The organism is Pseudactinotalea sp., assembly GCF_048594945.1.
In the GTDB taxonomy this organism is placed as follows: domain Bacteria; phylum Actinomycetota; class Actinomycetes; order Actinomycetales; family Beutenbergiaceae; genus Pseudactinotalea.
This window is the reverse complement of record NZ_JBMDXJ010000311.1, coordinates 1-18,036: the sequence shown is the minus strand read 5'-3', so window position 1 is coordinate 18,036 and position 18,036 is coordinate 1. Positions and strand designations below refer to the sequence as shown.

12 protein-coding genes and 1 tRNA gene are annotated in these 18,036 nt (G+C 70.3%); 9 read left to right on the top strand and 4 right to left on the bottom strand.

The genetic code is table 11. The features are described from left to right. Together ACOJSN_RS13875 and ACOJSN_RS13870 are read left to right on the top strand one after the other, a co-directional pair. Positions 1-2,104 (top strand): DEAD/DEAH box helicase (locus ACOJSN_RS13875; RefSeq protein WP_420113091.1); only part of this gene is annotated, 2,104 nt, incomplete at its 5' end. Positions 2,105-2,414: 310 nt separating this feature from the next. Beyond that, complete coding sequence (locus ACOJSN_RS13870) at positions 2,415-2,723, top strand: hypothetical protein (protein WP_420113090.1); 309 nt, start codon at positions 2,415-2,417, stop codon at positions 2,721-2,723. On the opposite strand, the gene ACOJSN_RS13865 is transcribed toward ACOJSN_RS13870, so the two are convergent. Continuing rightward, positions 2,711-5,014 (bottom strand): FdhF/YdeP family oxidoreductase, encoded by a 2,304-nt coding sequence (locus ACOJSN_RS13865; protein ID WP_420113092.1) that lies wholly within the window; start codon positions 5,012-5,014, stop codon positions 2,711-2,713. The genes ACOJSN_RS13870 and ACOJSN_RS13865 overlap by 13 nt on opposite strands. A 93-nt stretch (positions 5,015-5,107) precedes the next feature. On the opposite strand from ACOJSN_RS13865, the gene ACOJSN_RS13860 reads away from it, so the two are divergent. The 5 genes from ACOJSN_RS13860 (at position 5,108) to ACOJSN_RS13840 (ending at position 13,715) form a co-directional block, all read left to right on the top strand. Continuing rightward, entirely contained in the window at positions 5,108-7,231 is a 2,124-nt protein-coding gene (locus ACOJSN_RS13860) for a HelD family protein (protein WP_420113089.1), read from the top strand. A 1-nt stretch (position 7,232) separates the two neighbouring features. Further along, positions 7,233-8,057: a formate dehydrogenase accessory sulfurtransferase FdhD gene (gene fdhD, locus ACOJSN_RS13855; RefSeq protein ID WP_420113088.1), complete on the top strand. Its 825-nt coding sequence runs from the start codon at positions 7,233-7,235 to the stop codon at positions 8,055-8,057. Between the two features lie 68 nt (positions 8,058-8,125). Then, complete coding sequence (glgX, locus tag ACOJSN_RS13850; RefSeq protein WP_420113087.1) at positions 8,126-10,399, top strand: glycogen debranching protein GlgX; 2,274 nt, start codon at positions 8,126-8,128, stop codon at positions 10,397-10,399. A 1-nt stretch (position 10,400) separates the two neighbouring features. After that, positions 10,401-12,869, top strand: a complete 2,469-nt coding sequence (gene treY / locus ACOJSN_RS13845) for a malto-oligosyltrehalose synthase (RefSeq protein WP_420113086.1) — start codon at positions 10,401-10,403, stop codon at positions 12,867-12,869. Positions 12,870-12,878: 9 nt separating this feature from the next. Beyond that, complete coding sequence (locus ACOJSN_RS13840) at positions 12,879-13,715, top strand: phosphotransferase family protein (protein ID WP_420113085.1); 837 nt, start codon at positions 12,879-12,881, stop codon at positions 13,713-13,715. Between the two features lie 21 nt (positions 13,716-13,736). Here ACOJSN_RS13840 and ACOJSN_RS13835 read toward each other — a convergent pair whose 3' ends face one another. After that, positions 13,737-14,270, bottom strand: a complete 534-nt coding sequence (locus ACOJSN_RS13835) for a GNAT family N-acetyltransferase (RefSeq protein WP_420113084.1) — start codon at positions 14,268-14,270, stop codon at positions 13,737-13,739. A gap of 107 nt (positions 14,271-14,377) precedes the next feature. Between ACOJSN_RS13835 and ACOJSN_RS13830 the strand changes: the two genes are divergently transcribed. Beyond that, the gene (locus tag ACOJSN_RS13830) at positions 14,378-16,558 is read left to right on the top strand and encodes a DUF222 domain-containing protein (protein WP_420113083.1); all 2,181 of its coding nucleotides are present in this window, start codon (positions 14,378-14,380) and stop codon (positions 16,556-16,558) included. A gap of 257 nt (positions 16,559-16,815) precedes the next feature. Here ACOJSN_RS13830 and ACOJSN_RS13825 read toward each other — a convergent pair. Both ACOJSN_RS13825 and ACOJSN_RS13820 read right to left on the bottom strand, forming a co-directional pair. Then, positions 16,816-16,889: transfer RNA gene (locus ACOJSN_RS13825), tRNA-Asp, on the bottom strand. A gap of 131 nt (positions 16,890-17,020) precedes the next feature. Beyond that, positions 17,021-17,485, bottom strand: coding sequence for a MarR family winged helix-turn-helix transcriptional regulator (locus tag ACOJSN_RS13820; RefSeq protein WP_420113082.1), 465 nt, complete (start codon positions 17,483-17,485; stop codon positions 17,021-17,023). An 18-nt stretch (positions 17,486-17,503) separates the two neighbouring features. Here ACOJSN_RS13820 and ACOJSN_RS13815 point away from each other — a divergent pair. After that, the coding region (locus ACOJSN_RS13815; protein ID WP_420113081.1) for an LLM class flavin-dependent oxidoreductase at positions 17,504-18,036 on the top strand (533 nt) is incomplete at its 3' end.

Below are 18,036 nucleotides of genomic sequence, written 5' to 3'. Positions count from 1 at the left end.
CCGCGCCGCGCGCGGCGATGACGCGGCGCCCATCATCCCGATCCTCGCCCGCAAGGTGCGTGAGGTCGAGGCCAAGGCTGCCCGCGGCAAGGTCGGCCCGACCAACCGCACCCGCTTCCAGGTGATCGCCCTGCTGGTGCGCGAGGAACGCGCCCGAGTGAAGACCGATGACAACCTCTCGACGGCGGCCCGCACCGAGCTGCTGAAGCGGCTCGACGGCGTCGCCACGATCCTGGCGCGCACCGCAGCCCGTGACACCACGCTGCTCACGCTGCTCGACCCGGCCACGACTCCCGGTCCGGCCGCCCAGCGCATGCGGCTGGACTGGCTGCTCGACTCCGGGGCGCAGCTCTCCCCCGAGGAGATGGAGATCAAGGCTCCGCAGCCGTCCAGGCCCACCGTGGTGCCGCCGGCGTTGGCCGAGCGTCAGGTGGTGCCCCCCTCGGTGAAGCGCCGACTCAAGGCGAACCCGTTCCTGGCACCGGCCATCCAGCCCGTGGAGCGACCCCTCTCCGGCCGCCTGAACGGCTGGGACCTGATGGAGCCGCTGTACCGTTCCTTCGAACAGGGCGCCGGTGGGGGCGCCGCCTCGATGGAGCTGCCGCCACTGCCCCGTTTCGAGCACTTCTCGCCCCGCGGCCTCGAGCTGATGCCGCACCAGGTGGAGCTGCTCGAGTCGGTGCGCAAGGGCCACCGCTCGTTCCTGCTCGCCGACGAGCCCGGCCTCGGCAAGACCGCCCAGTCGGTGCTGGCCGCGTCGGTGGCCGGCGCCTTCCCGCTGCTGGCGGTCGTGCCCAACGTCGTGAAGATCAACTGGGCGCGCGAGGTCGAGCAGTGGACGCCGTCGCGCAAGGTCACCGTGATCCACGGTGACGGCGCCACGATGGACGCGTTCGCGGACGTGTTCGTGGTCAACTACGAGATCCTCGACCGGCACCTGTCGTGGCTGATGCGGTTCGGGTTCCGTTCGATGGTGGTGGACGAGGCTCACTTCATCAAGAACCTCACGTCCCAGCGCAGCCAGCACGTGCTCGCGCTCGCGGAGCAGATCCGATCCACGGCTCCGGGTGGCAACCCGCTGCTGATGGCCCTGACCGGAACCCCGCTGATCAACGACGTCGAGGACTTTCACGCGATCTGGAAGTACCTCGGCTGGATCGAGGACAACCAGCCTGCACCTGCGCTGATGCGCAAGCTGGAGGCGATCGGACTGACGCCCGCCGATCGGGGCTTCTACCCTGAGGCCCGCTCGGCGGTGATCTCGATGGGGATCGTGCGCCGCCTCAAGACCGACGTGGCACAGGATCTTCCTGCGCGTCGCATCGCCGATCTCCCGGTCGAGCTGGACGACGACCTCGGGCGCTCGATCCGGCAGGCCGAGCGTGAGCTGGGCGCTCGACTCGCCCAGCGGTACCGCCGCCTGTGGGAGAGCCGCCACCCGGGCGAGGCCGAGCCTTTCGAGCCCGACCTCGAGGTCATGCGTTCGGTCGCGGCCGCCGAGCTCGAGTCCTCGCGCAACACCAGCAGCGGAGGCGAGAACGTCTTCACGATGGTGCGTCGTATCGGTCAGGCCAAGGCCATCCTGGCTACCGACTACACCGCCCAGCTCGCACGGTCCGTGGGTAAGGTCGTGTTCTTCGCCAAGCACATCGACGTCATGGACACCGCCGAGAAGAACCTCGCTGAGGCCGGGCTCAAGACGGTCTCGATCCGCGGTGAGCAGACGTCCACGGCACGCCAGAAGGCGATCGACGCGTTCGGAGGAGACCCGGAGGTGAGCGTGGCGGTCTGCTCGCTCACCGCGGCCGGTGTGGGGCTCAACCTGCACGCGGCATCGAACGTGGTGCTCGCCGAGCTCTCCTGGACCGCGGCCGAGCAGGCGCAGGCGATCGACCGCGTGCACCGCATCGGTCAGGAGCAGCCCGTCACGGCCTGGCGCATCCTCGCCGCGCACACGATCGACACCAAGATCGCCGAGCTCATCGACGCCAAGCAGGGTCTGGCCGCGCGTGCTCTCGACGGCAGCGACACCGAGATCGTCTCGACCACCTCGGTGCAGCTCGACGCCCTCGTGCACCTCATCCACGAGGCCTTGACGACCTGACCTCCCACGGGGGCTGCGCAGCAGTCCACTACCGTGCTGTCGTCCGCCACTGTCGAGGCCCGACGGGGGAGAATGTTCCACCGTGAAGCTTCAGCGACGCGTCGCGTTTGAGCTCCGGCATCGCGAGAACTTCTGGGGCACACCGGGGGGAGGTTCGGTGTCGTGGCGCCACCGTGCCCAGGGCGTACTTCTGGATCGAGGCCCAGACGACGCCCCGCCTGGCAGGTTGCCCACGCGGTGCAAGACGTGCGGACGTTCCTTCGACCTCAGGGTCCACTCGCTCAAGGCCGCCAACCTTCACAAAGTGGCGATGGCGCTTGTCGCGCTCATCGGGCTCGCGGGCGCTGTCGCGAGCGGGTTCTGGCTGGTGGCGGCTGTCAGAGCCGCCGATGCGGCGGAGGATGACAGCGGCGCCGGTATCGTCATCGTCGCGCTCCTGTGCGTTGTCCTCGGGCTCATCGTCCTCATCGCCAGCGCTACCGCGGCATCGAACTATCTCGGCATCAACGGCAAGGGCGTTGCTGCGGTCACCATCGGCAAGCACTCCTTGGGTCCGATCTCGCCCATGCCGCCCGATGCCTCGCAGCAGCCCGGAGACACCGCTCCTCAGCGCGGCTGAAGACGCACGACCACCGACTTGCTGGTCGGGGTGTTGCTGCCCTTGGCGACGGAGTCGAGCGGGACGAGCACGTTGGTCTCCGGGTAGTACGCAGCGGCACAGCCCACGGCGGTCGGGTACGAGACCACACGGAAGGACTCGGCGCGCCGCTCCACACCGTCGCGCCACTCGGACACGAGGTCGACCATCTGGCCATCGGCCACGCCGAGGCGCTCGATGTCGGCCGGGTTGACCAGGACCACGCGGCGACCGTGGTGGATGCCGCGGTAGCGGTCACTGTCGCCGTAGATCGTGGTGTTGTACTGGTCGTGGCTCCGCAGCGTCTGCAGCAGCACCCGCCCTGCGGGCAGTGCCGGGTACGTCAGCTCATGCACGCGGAGCTGAGCGCGCCCGTTCGGTGTGGGGAACTCGCGCGAGTCCCGTGGCGGGTGCGGGAGCACGAACCCGCCCGGCAGGTCGAGTTTGGCCTCGTAGTCGTCGAACCCGGCGATCACCGCCTCGATGTGTTGCCGAATCAGGCGGTAGTCGCCCTGCAGCGCCACCCAGTCCACCGCCGGCGCTCGCGCGGCCACCGACTCTCGCGCGAACAGCTGCTGCCCGATCCCGGCCACGATCGCGACCTCGCTCCGCACGTGCCGCGAGGGCGGCGCCAGGCGGCCCACCGAGGCGTGCACGGCCGACATGGAGTCCTCCACGCTGACGCGCTGCGGCCCGGTCGCCTGCACGTCGGTGTCGGTCCGTCCGAGCGCCGGCAGGATCAGCGCACGCCGCCCGGTGACCACGTGCGACCGGTTGAGCTTGGTGGAGACCTGCACCGTGAGCGTGCACCGACGCATGGCCGCCTCGGTCACCTTGGTGTCCGGGGTGGCGCGCAGGAAGTTGCCGCCCATGGCGATGAACACACCGACCTTGCCGTCACGCATCGCACGGATCGCCTTGACCGTGTCGTAGCCGTGGGTGCGCGGCGACGCGAACCCGAACTCCGCGTCGAGCCGGTCGTGGAATCGCTCCGGCATCTGCTCGAAGATCCCCATGGTGCGGTCACCCTGCACGTTCGAGTGCCCCCGCACCGGGCACACGCCGGCTCCCGGACGCCCGATGTTGCCCTGGAGCAGCAGCACGTTGGTGACCTCGGTGATCATCGCGATCGCGTGCTCGTGCTGGGTCAGCCCCATCGCCCAGCACACGATGCTCGCGGGCGAGCGCACGAATTCCTCCCCCAGCTCGCGCACCTGCGCCTCGGTCAGTCCGGTGGCCGTCTGGATCTCGGCCCAGGGCACAGTGGGCAGGTGCGCGAGGTAGGCCTCCACGCCGTCGCAGTGGTGCGCGAGGAAGTCGCGGTCGAGCACACCACCCCGCTCCTCGTCTCGTTCGAGCACGTGCTTGGCGACGCCGAGGAACAGCCCGAGGTCGCCTCCGAGCCGGATCGGCAGGTGCAGGTCGGACAGCCTCTCGCCGCGCCCGGCCAGCCCGAGCGGCGACTGCGGGTCGCGGTACTCGATCAGGCCCGCCTCCGGGAGCGGGTTGACCGACACGATCCGCGCGCCGTTCCGCTTCGCCTTGGCCAGCGCCGACAGCATCCGCGGGTGGTTCGTCCCGGGGTTCTGGCCGGCGACCACGATCAACTTCGCCTCGTAGATGTCCTCGAGCGACACCGACCCCTTGCCCACGCCGATGCTCGCCTGCAGCGCCGCACCGGAGGACTCGTGGCACATGTTCGAGCAGTCGGGCAGGTTGTTCGTGCCGAATCCGCGCACCAGCAGCTGGTAGGCGAAGGCCGCCTCGTTGGAGGTGCGGCCGGAGGTGTAGAACACGGCTTCGTCCGGGCTTGCGAGGTGCTCGAGCTCGTCGGCGATCAGCGTGAACGCGTCGTCCCACGAGATCGGGCGATAGTGGGTCCCGCCGTCGTCGAGCACCATCGGGTGCGTGAGCCGCCCCTGCTGGCCGAGCCAGTAGTCGTCCCTCTCCGCGAGGTCCGCGAGGCTGTGCTCAGCGAAGAACGACGGCGTGACTCGCCTCGTGGTGGCCTCCTCGGCCACGGCCTTGGCCCCGTTCTCACAGAACTCGGCCGGGCTGCGGTGGTCGGGATCGGGCCATGCGCAGCCGGGGCAGTCGAACCCGTGCTTCTGGTTGACGCGCAGCAGCGTCTGGGCGGTTCGCACCGGGCCCATCTGGGTGAGCGCGACCTGCATCGCGTGCGTCACGGCCGGGAGCCCGACGCTCGTCACCTCCGGGTCCACGACCGTCAGATCGGCCTCGTCGATCCCACTCTCCGGTGCCCGACTCATGATCCGAACCTACCGGCGCATCGGGAACAACGCCGGGGGTCGGACCGTTGGGACCTCGGCTGCTCGTCCGGTGGCCGCTCAGACGAACGGAGTCGCGTGCCCGCTCAGACCACCGTGGTGACCACTCAGGCCCTCACCGAGGAGCAGGTGTTCCTCGACCTCGCCGACCACCGCCGTCGCGAGACGATCGAGCAGCTGCACACCCAGCTGTCGGCGCCGATCGAGGACCTTGCCGACCAGCATCGCCACGCGCTGCTGGCGGCCCGGCTCCGGGCCCTCGTCGATGCCGACCACGGACTCGTCCTCGGCCGGCTCGACACCGTGGACGAGGCGACCTACCGCATCGGGCGCGTCGGGATCGCGCGGGCTGACGGCGGTGAGCCGCTCGTGCTCGACTGGCGCGCCGATGCCGCGCGTCCCTTCTACACTGCGACGGCGTTGGAGCCGCAGGGGGTGAGCCGGCGCCGGCACATCCGCACCGAGGGCACGCGTGTGACCGGCGTCGACGACGAGTCGCTCGCCGACGGCAGCGCCGGAGATCTCGTAGGTGAGGCCGCCCTGCTCGCCGCGCTCGATGAGGGCCGCACCGGTCGCATGGGCACGGCAATCGCCACGTTGCAGCGTGAGCAGGATGCGATCGTGCGTTCGCCCGCCGACGCCCTGCTCGTGGTGCAAGGAGGTCCGGGCACAGGCAAGACAGTGGTCGCGCTGCACCGCGTGGCCTACTTGCTCTTCGCCCAGCCCGAGATCGCGCGCCGTGGCGTACTGCTGCTGGGGCCGTCGCGCCGCTTCCTCAGCTACGTGGAACAGGTATTACCCGCACTGGGCGAGACGGCCGTGGTCGCCACCACCTGCGACGCCCTCGTGCCCGGTGCCGCGGTCGAGCGGGAGGAGACCCGCGAGGCGGCGGAGCTCAAGGGCCGCGCCTTGTGGGCCGGCGCGCTCGAGCGACACGTCGCTTCCTATGCCCCGACGGCGCAGCCGCTCACCTTCGTGCTCGACGGCGAGGCGCACCGTCTCGGTCGATCTCGCGTCGCGCGGGTGCTCGCCTCGGCGTTGACCGGTGGGCGCACCCAGCTGGCTGCACGCGAGGTCGTGCTCGACGCGCTCCGTGAAGCGCTGGTCGACGCCGTGGTCGAGGCCACCGAGCGGCTGCTGACCTCGATGGAGGAGGGCTTGGAGGACATCCTCGGGACCGTCGACGCCTCCCTGCAGCGGCGCGACGACCGTGGCGTGCGCACCGGCGCCTCCAGCACTCAGGTGGACGGCGAGATGTCGGAGGACGACATCGAGGCGCTCCGCACGCGGATCGAGTCCGACGCCGCGGTGCAGGTGGCGTTCGAGGCGTGGTGGCCGGCGCCTGACGCGCAGCGGGTGCTCGCGGACCTGCTGCACGACGCATCCACCCTCGCGCGCGTGGCCTCGGAGCTGACGCCGCAGGAGGTGGCCACAGTCGTGGCCGAGCCGCCGGGACTGGCGTCGAGCGACATCGCGCTGCTCGACGCCGTGACGGCGTTGATCGGCACGCCCGAGCCGGCGTCTCCCGACGGCGCGCCGTTCCTGGCGCAGCGGGCGGCAGCCGACCATGCCTGGACCTACGGACACGTGGTGATCGACGAGGCGCAAGAACTCTCGCCGATGCAGTGGCACATGGTGCGACGACGCTCGCCCACCGGCTCGGTCACGGCGGTCGGCGATATCGACCAGACCGAGGCACCGCACCGGCACACCGACTGGGCGGCCGCGCTCAGCCCCGCGTTCGGCGACCGCTGGCGCCGTGACGACCTGACGATCTGCTACCGCACCCCACGCGAGGTGATGGCACTCGTGGGCAACGTGCTGGAGCGGGCCGGAAGCACGAACGAACCGCCGCAGGCGGTGCGATCCTCGGGGCGTGAACCGAGCGAGCTCGTCGCCGGCGTGACCGACCTCGGCACGCTGGTCCGCACGAGCGTCACCGAGCTGCGCGAGCGGTACCCCGACGGCTCGGTCGGCGTGGTCGCAGCCCGCGTTCACCGGGACATGCTGCAGCAGGAACTGCGTGACGCGCCGGAGGTGCCTGTGCTCACGGCGCAGGCAGCCAAGGGACTGGAGTGGGATGCGTGCGTGGTCGTCGACCCGGCCCGCATCGCGGCGGGACCGCGCGGCTGGAACGCCCTCTACGTGGCCCTGACGCGGTGCACGCAGGAACTCGTGCAGGTGCAGGTGGTAGACACCTGACATGGCGAGATCCACCCGGCGCGCGCCCGTGCTGCGTCTGCGCGCCGACGGCAGCTCGACGCAACGGCCGGACACCCTCGCAGGCGAAGAGCCGTTGGAGATCCGCGTCGACGGGGAGCAGTGGCTCGTGACGATGCGCACACCGGGGGGCGACGTGGACCTCGTGCACGGGCTACTGCTCTCCGAAGGCATCATCACGCGCACGGAACAGGTGCGGCAGGTGTCCTACGGTCCGGGCGTCGGGGCGGGCGGGCTGCTCGAGTACAACGTCATGGATGTGACGCTCGACGCCGGCGAGGGCGCGCAGGCGCCGGCGCGCCGGGAGCGTGCGGTCTACGTCTCCGGTTCCTGCGGGATCTGCGGCACCTCCTCGATCGAGGCGGTCGCGCGGGCCTCGCACTTCCCGGTGGCCGACGTGGCCGCCACGGTGCCGCTCGCCACCTTGCTGACGCTGCCGGAGGCCTTGCGCCGCCAGCAGCGTCTGTTCGACGGCACCGGAGGCACCCACGCCGCCGGCCTGTTCTCAGGTGAGCAGACGCTCGCGGTGCGTGAGGACGTGGGGCGACACAACGCCGTCGACAAGGTTCTCGGCTGGGCACTGCGCGGGGGCAGGCTGCCGCTGCACGACGCCGTGCTGCAGGTCTCGGGGCGGCTCTCGTACGAGCTCGTGCAGAAGGCGGCGATGGCGGGAGTCCCGGTCGTCGCGGCGGTCAGCGCACCGAGCGCGGCCGCCGTCGACCTCGCCGAGAACGCCGGCATCACGCTGATCGGCTTCTCCCGCGCCACGACGCTGTCCGTCTACAGTCGCGCGGACCGGGTGATCTGAGTCACTGGAACGTGGCGAAACAGCCGGCGATTCACGCCATCGTGACGTGGTGATGGGACCCTGTGATCATGCAGATCTGGCCGGGCCGCCCCTACCCCCTCGGGGCCACCTACGACGGTAGCGGGACCAACTTCGCCCTGTACTCCTACGTGGCGGACGCCGTCGAGCTCTGCTTGGTCGACGATGGGGACGACGGCGCCCCGACCGAGCGGAGGATCCAGCTCACCGAGGTCGATGCGCACGTGTTCCACGCCTACCTGCCCGGCATCGGGCCGGGTCAGCGCTACGGCTACCGCGTGCACGGCCCGTACGACCCGGCGAACGGTCACCGGTGCAACTCGGCCAAGCTGCTGCTCGACCCGTACGCGCGGGCGATCGACGGTCAGATCGACGGCGACGAGTCGCTGTTCTCGTACCGGTTCGAGGATCCGACAGCGGCGGTCGGGACGAGCGGCGTCAACACCGACGACTCATTGCCGCACACGATGACCTCGGTGGTGACCACACCGTACTTCGACTGGGGTCATGACCGACCCCCGGGACACGACTACGCCAACACGGTGATCTACGAGGCGCACGTGCGCGGCATGTCCAAGCTCCACCCGGAGATCCCGGAGGAGATCCGCGGCACGTACGCTGCGCTCGGGCATCCGGCGATGATCGGGCACCTGAAGGATCTGGGCATCACCGCGCTGGAGCTGATGCCGGTGCACCAGTTCGTGCAGGACCCTCACCTGCAGGCGCGCGGTCAGCGCAACTACTGGGGGTACAACACGGTCGGCTTCTTCGCGCCCCACAACGCGTATGCGGCGTACGGCACCCGTGGCGAGCAGGTGCAGGAGTTCAAAGGCATGGTCAAGGCCCTGCACGAAGCCGACATCGAGGTGATCCTCGACGTGGTCTACAACCACACCGCCGAGGGCAACCACCTCGGCCCGACGCTCTCGTTCCGTGGCATCGACAACGCCGCCTACTACCGGCTGGTCGACGACGACCAGGCGCACTACTTCGACACCACCGGCACCGGGAACTCGCTGCTGATGCGCAGCCCGAACGTGCTGCAACTGATCATGGACTCGCTGCGGTACTGGGTGACCGAGATGCACGTGGACGGGTTCCGGTTCGACCTCGCGGCCACGCTGGCGCGCCAGTTCCACGAGGTCGACCGGCTGAGCGCGTTCTTCGACCTGGTGCACCAGGACCCGGTGGTCTCGCAGGTGAAGCTGATCGCCGAGCCGTGGGACCTCGGACAGGGCGGCTACCAAGTGGGCGGGTTCCCGCCGTTGTGGACCGAGTGGAACGGGCAATACCGGGACACCGTGCGCGACTTCTGGCGTGGCGAGCCCTCGACGCTCGGTGAGTTCGCCAGCCGGATCACCGGCTCCTCGGACGTGTACGAGCACACCGGCCGCACCCCGATCGCGTCGATCAACTTCGTGACGGCGCACGACGGGTTCACGCTGCGCGACCTGGTCTCCTACAACGACAAGCACAACGAGGCCAACGGCGAGGGCGGCAACGACGGCGAGTCCCACAACCGGTCGTGGAACGGCGGGGTCGAGGGGCCCACGGATGACGCCTCGATCAACGCGCTCCGGGCGCGGCAGCAACGCAACTTCCTCACCACGCTGCTGCTGTCGCAGGGTGTACCGATGCTCCTGCACGGTGACGAGCTCGGGCGCACCCAGGGCGGCAACAACAACACCTACGCGCAAGACAACGAGATCTCCTGGATGAGCTGGGACCTCGACTCCGGCCAGCGCGACCTGCTCGAGTTCACCGCCTCGCTGATCGAGCTGCGCCGCAACCACCCGGTGCTGCGGCGGCGGCGGTTCTTCAACGGATCCGTCTCGCACACCGAGGGCCGCCCGGACCTGCCGGACATCGCCTGGCTGGACCTGACCGGCGAGGAGATGGATGCCGAGGCATGGAACACCTGGTACGCCCGCTCGGTCACCGTGTTCATCAACGGTGAGGCGATCGACGAGCCCGACGATCGTGGCCGCCGGGTGGTGGACGACTCCTTCCTGCTGCTGATCAACGCGGACGCCTCAGACCTCACGTTCGCGCTGCCGGAGGCCGCGTACGGCGCCGCCTGGCGCGTGGTCATGACCACCGACGCCGCGACCGAGCACCCGGAGGAGTACGAGGCGGAAGCCGCCGTGCCCGTGACGGCGCGCAGCATCACGGTGCTGTGCCGCCCGCCGCAGGATCCGATCGTGTCGCCGGAACGCGCGGTCGCACCGACGTCCTCACGCGCCGGGAAGTCGGCGACCAGGGCGCCGGTTCACACGCCGACCCCGGCGATCGGGATCCCGACGGTCCCTGACACGGAGGGCTGACATGGCCGAGGCGAACGGGAGCGTGCGGATCCCCACCTCCACCTACCGGCTGCAGCTCGGGCCGGACCTCAGCTTCGACGACGCGCGCGAACGGCTGCCGTACCTCGACGCGCTCGGGGTGACCGACATCTACCTCTCCCCCGTTCTCGCGGCGGCTCCGGGATCCACGCACGGCTACGACGTGGTCGACCACGACCGCATCAGCGACGTGATGGGTGGCCGCGGCGGGCTGGAGCGGCTGGCTGCAGCCGCCCACGAGCGAGGCATCGGCGTGGTGCTCGACATCGTCCCCAACCACATGGCGGCGCCGACGCCTGCGTACCTCAACACCGCCCTGTGGTCGGTGCTCGCGGAGGGAGCGGACTCGGCGTACGCGGAATGGTTCGACATCGACCTGGCCGCCGGCCCGGTGCTGATGCCGCTGCTGGGTCGCCGGATCGGGGCCGTGCTGGCCGATGGTGAGCTGTCCGTGGAGGACGCACCCGCCGAGGTGTCCGGGTCCGGGAAGGTGCTGCGCTACTACGAGCACCTGCTGCCGGTGCGGGCCGGCACCGAGCACCTTCCGCTGGCCGAGCTGGTCGACCGGCAGCACTACCGGCTCGCCTACTGGAAGGTCGCCGACGAAGAGCTGAACTACCGGCGGTTCTTCGATGTCGGGACGCTGGTGGCGATTCGGGTCGAGCGGCGCGAGGTGTTCGACGCCACCCATCGGCTCGTGGTCGAGCTGGTCCGCCAGGGTGTGGTCGACGGGCTCCGGGTCGACCATCCGGACGGCCTCGCTGACCCTCGCGGCTACTTCCGATGGCTGCACGAGGCGACCGGCGGGGCGTGGACTGTCGCGGAGAAGATCCTGGAGCCGGACGAGACGCTCCCGGGCGACTGGCCCGTGGCCGGCACCACCGGCTACGACACCGCCTGGCGGATCGGGCAGGTTCAGATCGATCCAGCCGGCGCAGCCGAGCTGGCCGGGGTGATGACCGAGATCAGCGGCGACACGATGGGCGGACTGGGCGCCGTCGTCGAGCAGTCCAAGAGAGAGATCGCCACGGGGTCGCTGGCGGCCGAGGTCGAGCGGCTGAGCCACGTGATCGCCGACGAGTGCCGTGCCGATGTCCGGCTGCGCGACCACACGCTGACCGCGATCCGCGAGTGCGTGCGCGAGCTGGTCGTCGCCTGCGACCGGTACCGGGCGTATGTGGTGCCTGGCGAGGCGCCGCCGGCGCTGAGCGTAGGGCTGGTCGACGAGATGGCCGCGCGTGCCCGGGCGCGACTCGACGAGGAGCGGTCCGAGACGCTGGACCTCGTGGTCGATCTCGTGCTCGGACGCGAGGTGGGCAGCGCCGGCAGGCGGCTGCAGCCGCGACGCGACGAGATCATCGTGCGGTTCCAGCAGGTGTGTGGCGCCGTGATGGCGAAGGGCGTCGAGGACACGGCCTTCTACCGGTGGACGCACCTGACCGGACTGTGCGACGTGGGCGGCGCGCCGCAGAAGTTCGCGATCGCGCCGGACGACCTCCATGCGTTCGCCCACGCGCTCCAGCTCAGTCACGCGACCACGATGACCAACGGGTCCACACACGACAGCAAGCGCGGCGAGGACGTCCGCGCGCGTATCGGTGTGCTCTCTCAGCTCGGTCCGGCATGGCGCGAGCACGTGCACGCGCTGCGCTCCGCGACCGAGGCCTACCGGCCGCTGTTGCACGGGCGCACCGAGAACCTGCTGTGGCAGACGCTCGCCGGGACCTGGACGCACGAGGGTCCCATCGCCGTCGAGCGCTTGTCCGACTATCTCGTGAAGGCCAGCCGCGAGGCGAAGGACTGGACCACCTGGACCGCGGTCGATCCGCACGGCGAGGAGGCGCTCGCGTCGTTCGTCGCCGCGCTCGTGGCCGATGAGCGGGTGGCCGAGCTGATGGCCGCGTGGGTACGGCGCACGGCCGAGCCCGTGCGGGCGGCGACGCTGGTCACGAAGGCACTGCAGCTGACGATGCCCGGCGTGGCCGACGTCTATCAGGGCACCGAGACCACCCTCGTAGGGCTCGTCGACCCCGATAACCGCGGTCCGGTCGACGCGGCGGTGCTCGCCGGTGTGCTCCAGCGGCTGGACGCCGGACAACGACCGGGCGAACTCGGCGAGGAGAAGCTACGCCTCGTGGCCGGCCTGCTGCGGTTGCGTCGCAGGTCGCCGGAGGCGTTCGTCGGTAGTCGCGCCGGGTATGCAGCGCTCCCGACCACCACCGGTCACGCCCTCGCGTTCATGCGGACGCTCGACGACGTCCCTCGCGTGTGCACGATCGTCACCCGGTTGCCGGTCGGGCTCGCCGCCTCCGGAGGCTGGGCGTCGCAGGCGGTGGTGCTGCCCGAGGGGCGGTGGCTCGACGTGGTCACCGGCGCCGAGCACGACGGTGGGAGCGTGCTTCTCGGCGATCTGCTCGCCGACTCCCCTGTGGCGGTTCTCGAGGCGGTCTGAGGAGTCCCGGTGATCTCGGTCGTCGACTGGGTGCGCCAGCAGTTCCCCGAGGTGTCGTGGGACGGTGCTGAGGCGACGCACGGTGCGTTTCATGACGTCGTGGTAGGGCGGCAGGTCGTCGCGCGGGTGGGGATCGACGATGCGTGCCTGCGTGCTGAGCATGCGACCTGGGGGTCGTGGCGCTCGGTCGAGCTGCCGGTCGCCGTTCCTCCGCTGCTGAGTTCGGTCCGCTCGGATGACGACCGGTCCGGCTACCTGGTTGCTCGGTTGCCCGGCTCGCCCGCCGAGCGGGCGCCGTGGGCAACCGTGCGGGAGACGTTCGCCGATCTGCTCGCGGCACTGCGGAGCGTAGAGGTGCGCACGCTCGCGCTTCCTCCGGTGCGGACGTGGTGCGGGGGTGCGCGCTTCCCGGAGATCGTGCGCGAGGAGCTGGCGCCGTTGCTCGCTGCACATGCAGACGACCGTGTCGCCGCGCTTGCGGTCGATGCCGTTGACCGCATGATCGCGCTGGGTTCTGACGGGTCACCGGTCCTCGTCCATGGCGACCTCGGCCCGCACAACCTGTTATGGGAGGACGCCGGCCGCGACGGCGGTCGCGCCACCGGGCTGATCGACCTCGACCATGCCGCGATCACCGACCAGGTGGTCGACCTCGCGCCGTTGGTCGGGTTCTACGGTGCGCGCGCGGTCCGGGAGATCGCACCGGCCGACGAGGTCGAACGTGCGGTCTCCTACCGTGCCACGCTGCCGCTGCAGGTGGCTGCGGCGGCTCATCTGCGTGGTGCGATCTCGCTCCGTGATCATGCGCTCGGGAACGCCATCCGACGGATAACCGCAACCACCTGAACTTCCCACGGACCGCAGGTGTCACCTCAGATCGGCGCGCATGAGTGTGCCGACGCCGCCGCTGAACGTGACACCCGTCAGTCGCGGGGCACGCAGAACCTCCGCGAAGCCCCAGCGTTCGTGCAGGTCGATCGAGGCGCGGTTGCTCGGGTTGACCACGTAGAACGCCTCGCTCGTGCGCTCAGCGAGCCAGCTGAGGCGGGTGTCGGTGAGGGCCACAGCCACGCCACGCCGCCGGTGGTCCGGGTGTACGGTCACGCCGCCGAGGTAGTGGCCCGCCGGGGCCTCGTCCCGTGGCTCTCTGTGGTGATAGGTCTGCGCCCATCCGACGATCAGGCGCAGCTCGTGTTCTTCGGCGACGAGGAGGAGTCGGTCCTCGTCCGCGATGGCGCGCCGCCATCCCTCGCGGTGTGCCTGCCGGCCCGCCGCTTCCTGGACGGCGGCGATCGCCTCGACGTCCTCGAACGAGGCGGGACGCACGATCAACCCAGCGACGGCGCGGTCTTCGTCGAGCCGTCCGTCGCCACGTGGTCCGTCCGCCGGGAAGCAAGCCATCGCGAACAGCCTAGGAGAATCTGTGGGAGCACCTGCTTCGGAGTGTCCTTTCGTTGAGTCTCTGCAGTTTCGGGGCGATGTCGGTGGTCGGTGGTCCACTGATCTCTATGGACGCACTTCCTCTCGGACTGGTCGGCGACGGCGCCTTGCGCGCTGCCGTCGCTGCCGACCGTGAGGTGACCAGGATGGAGGGTGTGCGGCTCGATCACCTGGCCCAGTACCTGGGCGAGACCTCCGCCGAGTGGGAAGCACCCAAGCCCAGTCCCGGAGTCGAGCGGGCCGTGCGGTTGGGTGGTCCGGGGACGCCGGTGGTGCCGGAGTTCGCGGTGGTCGAGATCGCGGCCGCGCTCGGACTCACGCAGCCTGCGGCGTCGATGTTGTGTGCCGATGTGCTGGACCTGGCCTACCGGCTACGCAGGATCGCGGGGTCGGTGCGGTGCGGGCAGCTGACGTTCGAGAGGGCGCGGCTGATCGCGCGCCGAACCCGGAACCTACCTGTCGAGCAGATCGCGTTGGTGGAGGAGAAGCTCTGCACGCTGCGGAACACGGGGAATGGTCCGGTGCCGATGGCGGCCCTGGTGCCCAGGTCGCGGCTCAAGAGTGTGACCGACCAGGCGGTGCTCACGGTGAGGGGTCCGGAGAGTGCCGCGGAGGCTGAGCAGCGGGTCGCGGAGTCGTTGTGGGTGCGGGTCTCCCCGGCTGAGCCGGGTGCTGCGGATGTCACTGGCAGGTTGGCGGCGGCGGATGCGATGCGATTGGAGCAACGTCTGGATCAGGTCGCGGGCTGGCTGCGACAGGTCGGCGACACCCGGCCCAAGCCGATCCTGCGCGCCGTCGCCCTGGGCCTGCTCGCCGACCCCGGCCTGCTCCGCGCCCTGGACGTCCTGCGCCGGCAACGTGCCGCTGAGAGCGAGGGCGCAGCCAAGGACCTGAATGGCGTCGACGCCACTGGTGGCGCTGGCGGGCGAATCGACGGTGCGCGAGGCGAAGGCGCCGGCGCGTGCGGTGAAGGCGCCGACCGCGAGCGGGGCGAGGGCGGCATCGCCGAGCGCGGCGATGCTGGCACCCGTGGCCGTGCCCGCGACGCGTGCCCCTCAGGCATCCCGGACCGGCCGGATGGGCTCGGTGTCGGGTCCGACCCGGTGCCGCTGCAGGGTTTGGCGACGGCATCTCAGCCGCCAGTCGACACGGGCGGGGCCGATCCGCCGCTTCAGCCATCGCGCTCACCGCACCACGAGCACGACGCGGGCACCGACCCGCCGCCGGTGGTGGTTGAGCGGCCACTCGCTGATGCGGTCGGTGTCGATCCACCTCCCGATGAATGTCCGACCGGCCTCGACCCGCCCGACAACACTGCGACTGCTGCTGTGACGCCGTTGTGGGACGAACCGGCCAGCGACGACGAGGCGTGTGTCGCGGATCCGGTGGTAGCGCCCGGTGAGCCGGTGATCGTGCCGGCCGGTATAGCGGGCTGCCCGCCGGGGGTGCTGGAGAAGTTCGCGAGCATCTCTTCCACGGTGCTGTACCTGCACCTGGACCGCACCTCCGACACCTGGAGCGAAGAACGCGGCGGAGTCCTGACTGCGCAGCAGGCGAAAGCCCTGGTCGGGCATTCGAAGGTGTCGGTGCGGCCGGTGCTGGATCTGGCTGAGCCGCTCTCGTACACCGGGTACGTGGCTCCACCGCGGCTGAAGGAACAGCTCGCGCTGCTGAACGCCGGCTACTGCCCCTTCCCGTACTGCCACCGCAGAGCACGTGCCGGTGACGTCGATCATCAGATCCCGGCCGTGTCCGGTGGACCGACTGCCACCCGGAACACGCACCGGCCCTGTCGCAAGCACCACCGCGCCAAGGACAACGGCGGCTGGCGCGTGGTGTGCCCCGTGGTCGGGGTCTGGGTATGGACCTCACCCGCCGGAGCCGTCTACCTCGTCACCAACGGAACCACCACCCAGCTCAACGGCATCACCCGCTACACCAACGAAACCGGACAGACACCGCATGCGAGCCAGGCACAGCCGAGCGAGCAGCACCACCAAGCAGCGCAGGAGGCGACCCCGAACACCCCGCTTCAGTCTCGCTCCGACGTCCCCACCACGGTCAAGGAAGCCTGGACCCCACCCTGGGACCCGTGGCAGGACCCCGACCCCCTCACCCAGGCACGACGTCACCTACGGACTCCTCAACGCCTGACCCGCTGCGCCTTGACACGGCGCTGCCGCGACAGAGTGCTGCAGAGGCGCGGTGCTGCTCCAGCAGAAGGAGCGCGGCACAACGCCCAGCCGTAGTTGACAGTGTCGTCCCGGCATCGGGACGTCCTGCCAACCCGGCGGCCGGACGGTGACCTGCCCACGATGGGGGCGGATCGGTGCGGGTGTGGTCGCATGGGGCGCCCCGCAAGCGCCGCCGACCCTTGTGACTGATCGGCCTGTTCCGGCTTCTGCCCGGACTCGCCGCCTCCGCTCCCTCTGCGCGAAACGCACCAGGAGCGAAGGCTCGGACGCGGTGGTCAACACCGCCACAGGGGCGGCTATTCCCACCTTCGCGGTCCCGACCGGAATTGAACCGGCGACCTCTCGGCTGACAACCGAGCGTTCTCCCCGACTGAACTACGGGACCAGATGAACGCCGTGACGCTACGCGCCCGCGCTCGCGCGGCCAAAGCATTTCCACGACGCCGCCCGACGCACACCCTTCGATGCGCCGGCTCTGAGCACTGATGGCCTGGCGCGGCGCTGGGCCCGCGGACCTCAGTCGACAGGTACGAGCTTCTCGACGACCTCGCACGCGTCGATCGCTTCTCGGTCCGCGCCCCCGGCGGCTCGACCGAGCAGGACACGGAACTGGTCGCGCTCAGTCACACTCAGGGAACCGAGCAGCGACTCCTCGATCCCGCGCACGTGCTGACAGAGCTCCTCGACGCGCTGCGCGCCGGCGGGGGTGGCCACGACCTTCCGCTGCCGGCGATCATCGGGATTCGGACGCCTCTCGACGAGACCGGCCTCGCTGAGGTCGTCGATCAGGTAGGTCATCACCGTGCGGTCGATGCCGAGTCTGGTGGCCAACGCCAGCTGGCTGGGCTGGTCGCCCCGCACCACCTCGCGCAACGTCTGGTAGCCCCTTGCACCGTGCGGCACGTCGTCGAGCCGCGGAGTCACGGCAGCGTGATAGGCGCGCAGCAGCGAGGCCAGCATCACGCCCAGATCGTCGTCCACGGGAACATTCTATGTCCGTTGCGTGGTTGGACCAATCATCTGGTTCACATACGATTATGGAATGAAGGCAACAAGGTGGGCATGACCGAGCTGGGCATCGCGCTGGACCCGTCGGCGGTGGAGGACGGCCCGACCCTGATCGCGCTGGCCCGCGCCGCCGAACAGGCAGGACTCGACCTGGTCGTCGTGATCGCGGCCGGCTCCGCCACGCAGGGTCCGGGCGCGGCGACACCGACGACCGACGCCATTGGCCTCGACGCCTGGACCGTGGCCACGTGGCTGGCGGCAGGAACCTCGCGCATCGCGCTCGGCCTACCGCTGCCCACTCCAGAGGCGGGCGCGCCGACCGATCCGACGATCCCGATCCCCGCCGTCGTGAACAAGGCGCGCGAGAGTCTCATGACGCTCGCCGGCCAACGCCTCATCCACGAAGGCTGGGTGGTCTCCCCCGCACACGCCGATGCCCAGCAGGTCCGCGACCTGGCTCACGACGGCGCTCGCGCCGTCGTGGTGCCCGTCACCTCCGTCGCCGAGATCGAGCGCCTCGCCGC

What these genes read in the sequence shown, in the direction of transcription:
- ACOJSN_RS13870 (WP_420113090.1), top strand. Translation starts at nt 2,415, where the DNA reads ATGGCGCTTGTCGCGCTCATCGGGCTCGCGGGCGCTGTCGCGAGCGGG.
- fdhD (WP_420113088.1), top strand. Translation starts at nt 7,233, where the DNA reads ATGGCGAGATCCACCCGGCGCGCGCCCGTGCTGCGTCTGCGCGCCGAC.
- glgX (WP_420113087.1), top strand. Translation starts at nt 8,126, where the DNA reads ATGCAGATCTGGCCGGGCCGCCCCTACCCCCTCGGGGCCACCTACGAC.
- treY (WP_420113086.1), top strand. Translation starts at nt 10,401, where the DNA reads ATGGCCGAGGCGAACGGGAGCGTGCGGATCCCCACCTCCACCTACCGG.
- ACOJSN_RS13835 (WP_420113084.1), bottom strand. Translation starts at nt 14,270, where the DNA reads ATGGCTTGCTTCCCGGCGGACGGACCACGTGGCGACGGACGGCTCGAC.
- ACOJSN_RS13830 (WP_420113083.1), top strand. Translation starts at nt 14,378, where the DNA reads ATGGACGCACTTCCTCTCGGACTGGTCGGCGACGGCGCCTTGCGCGCT.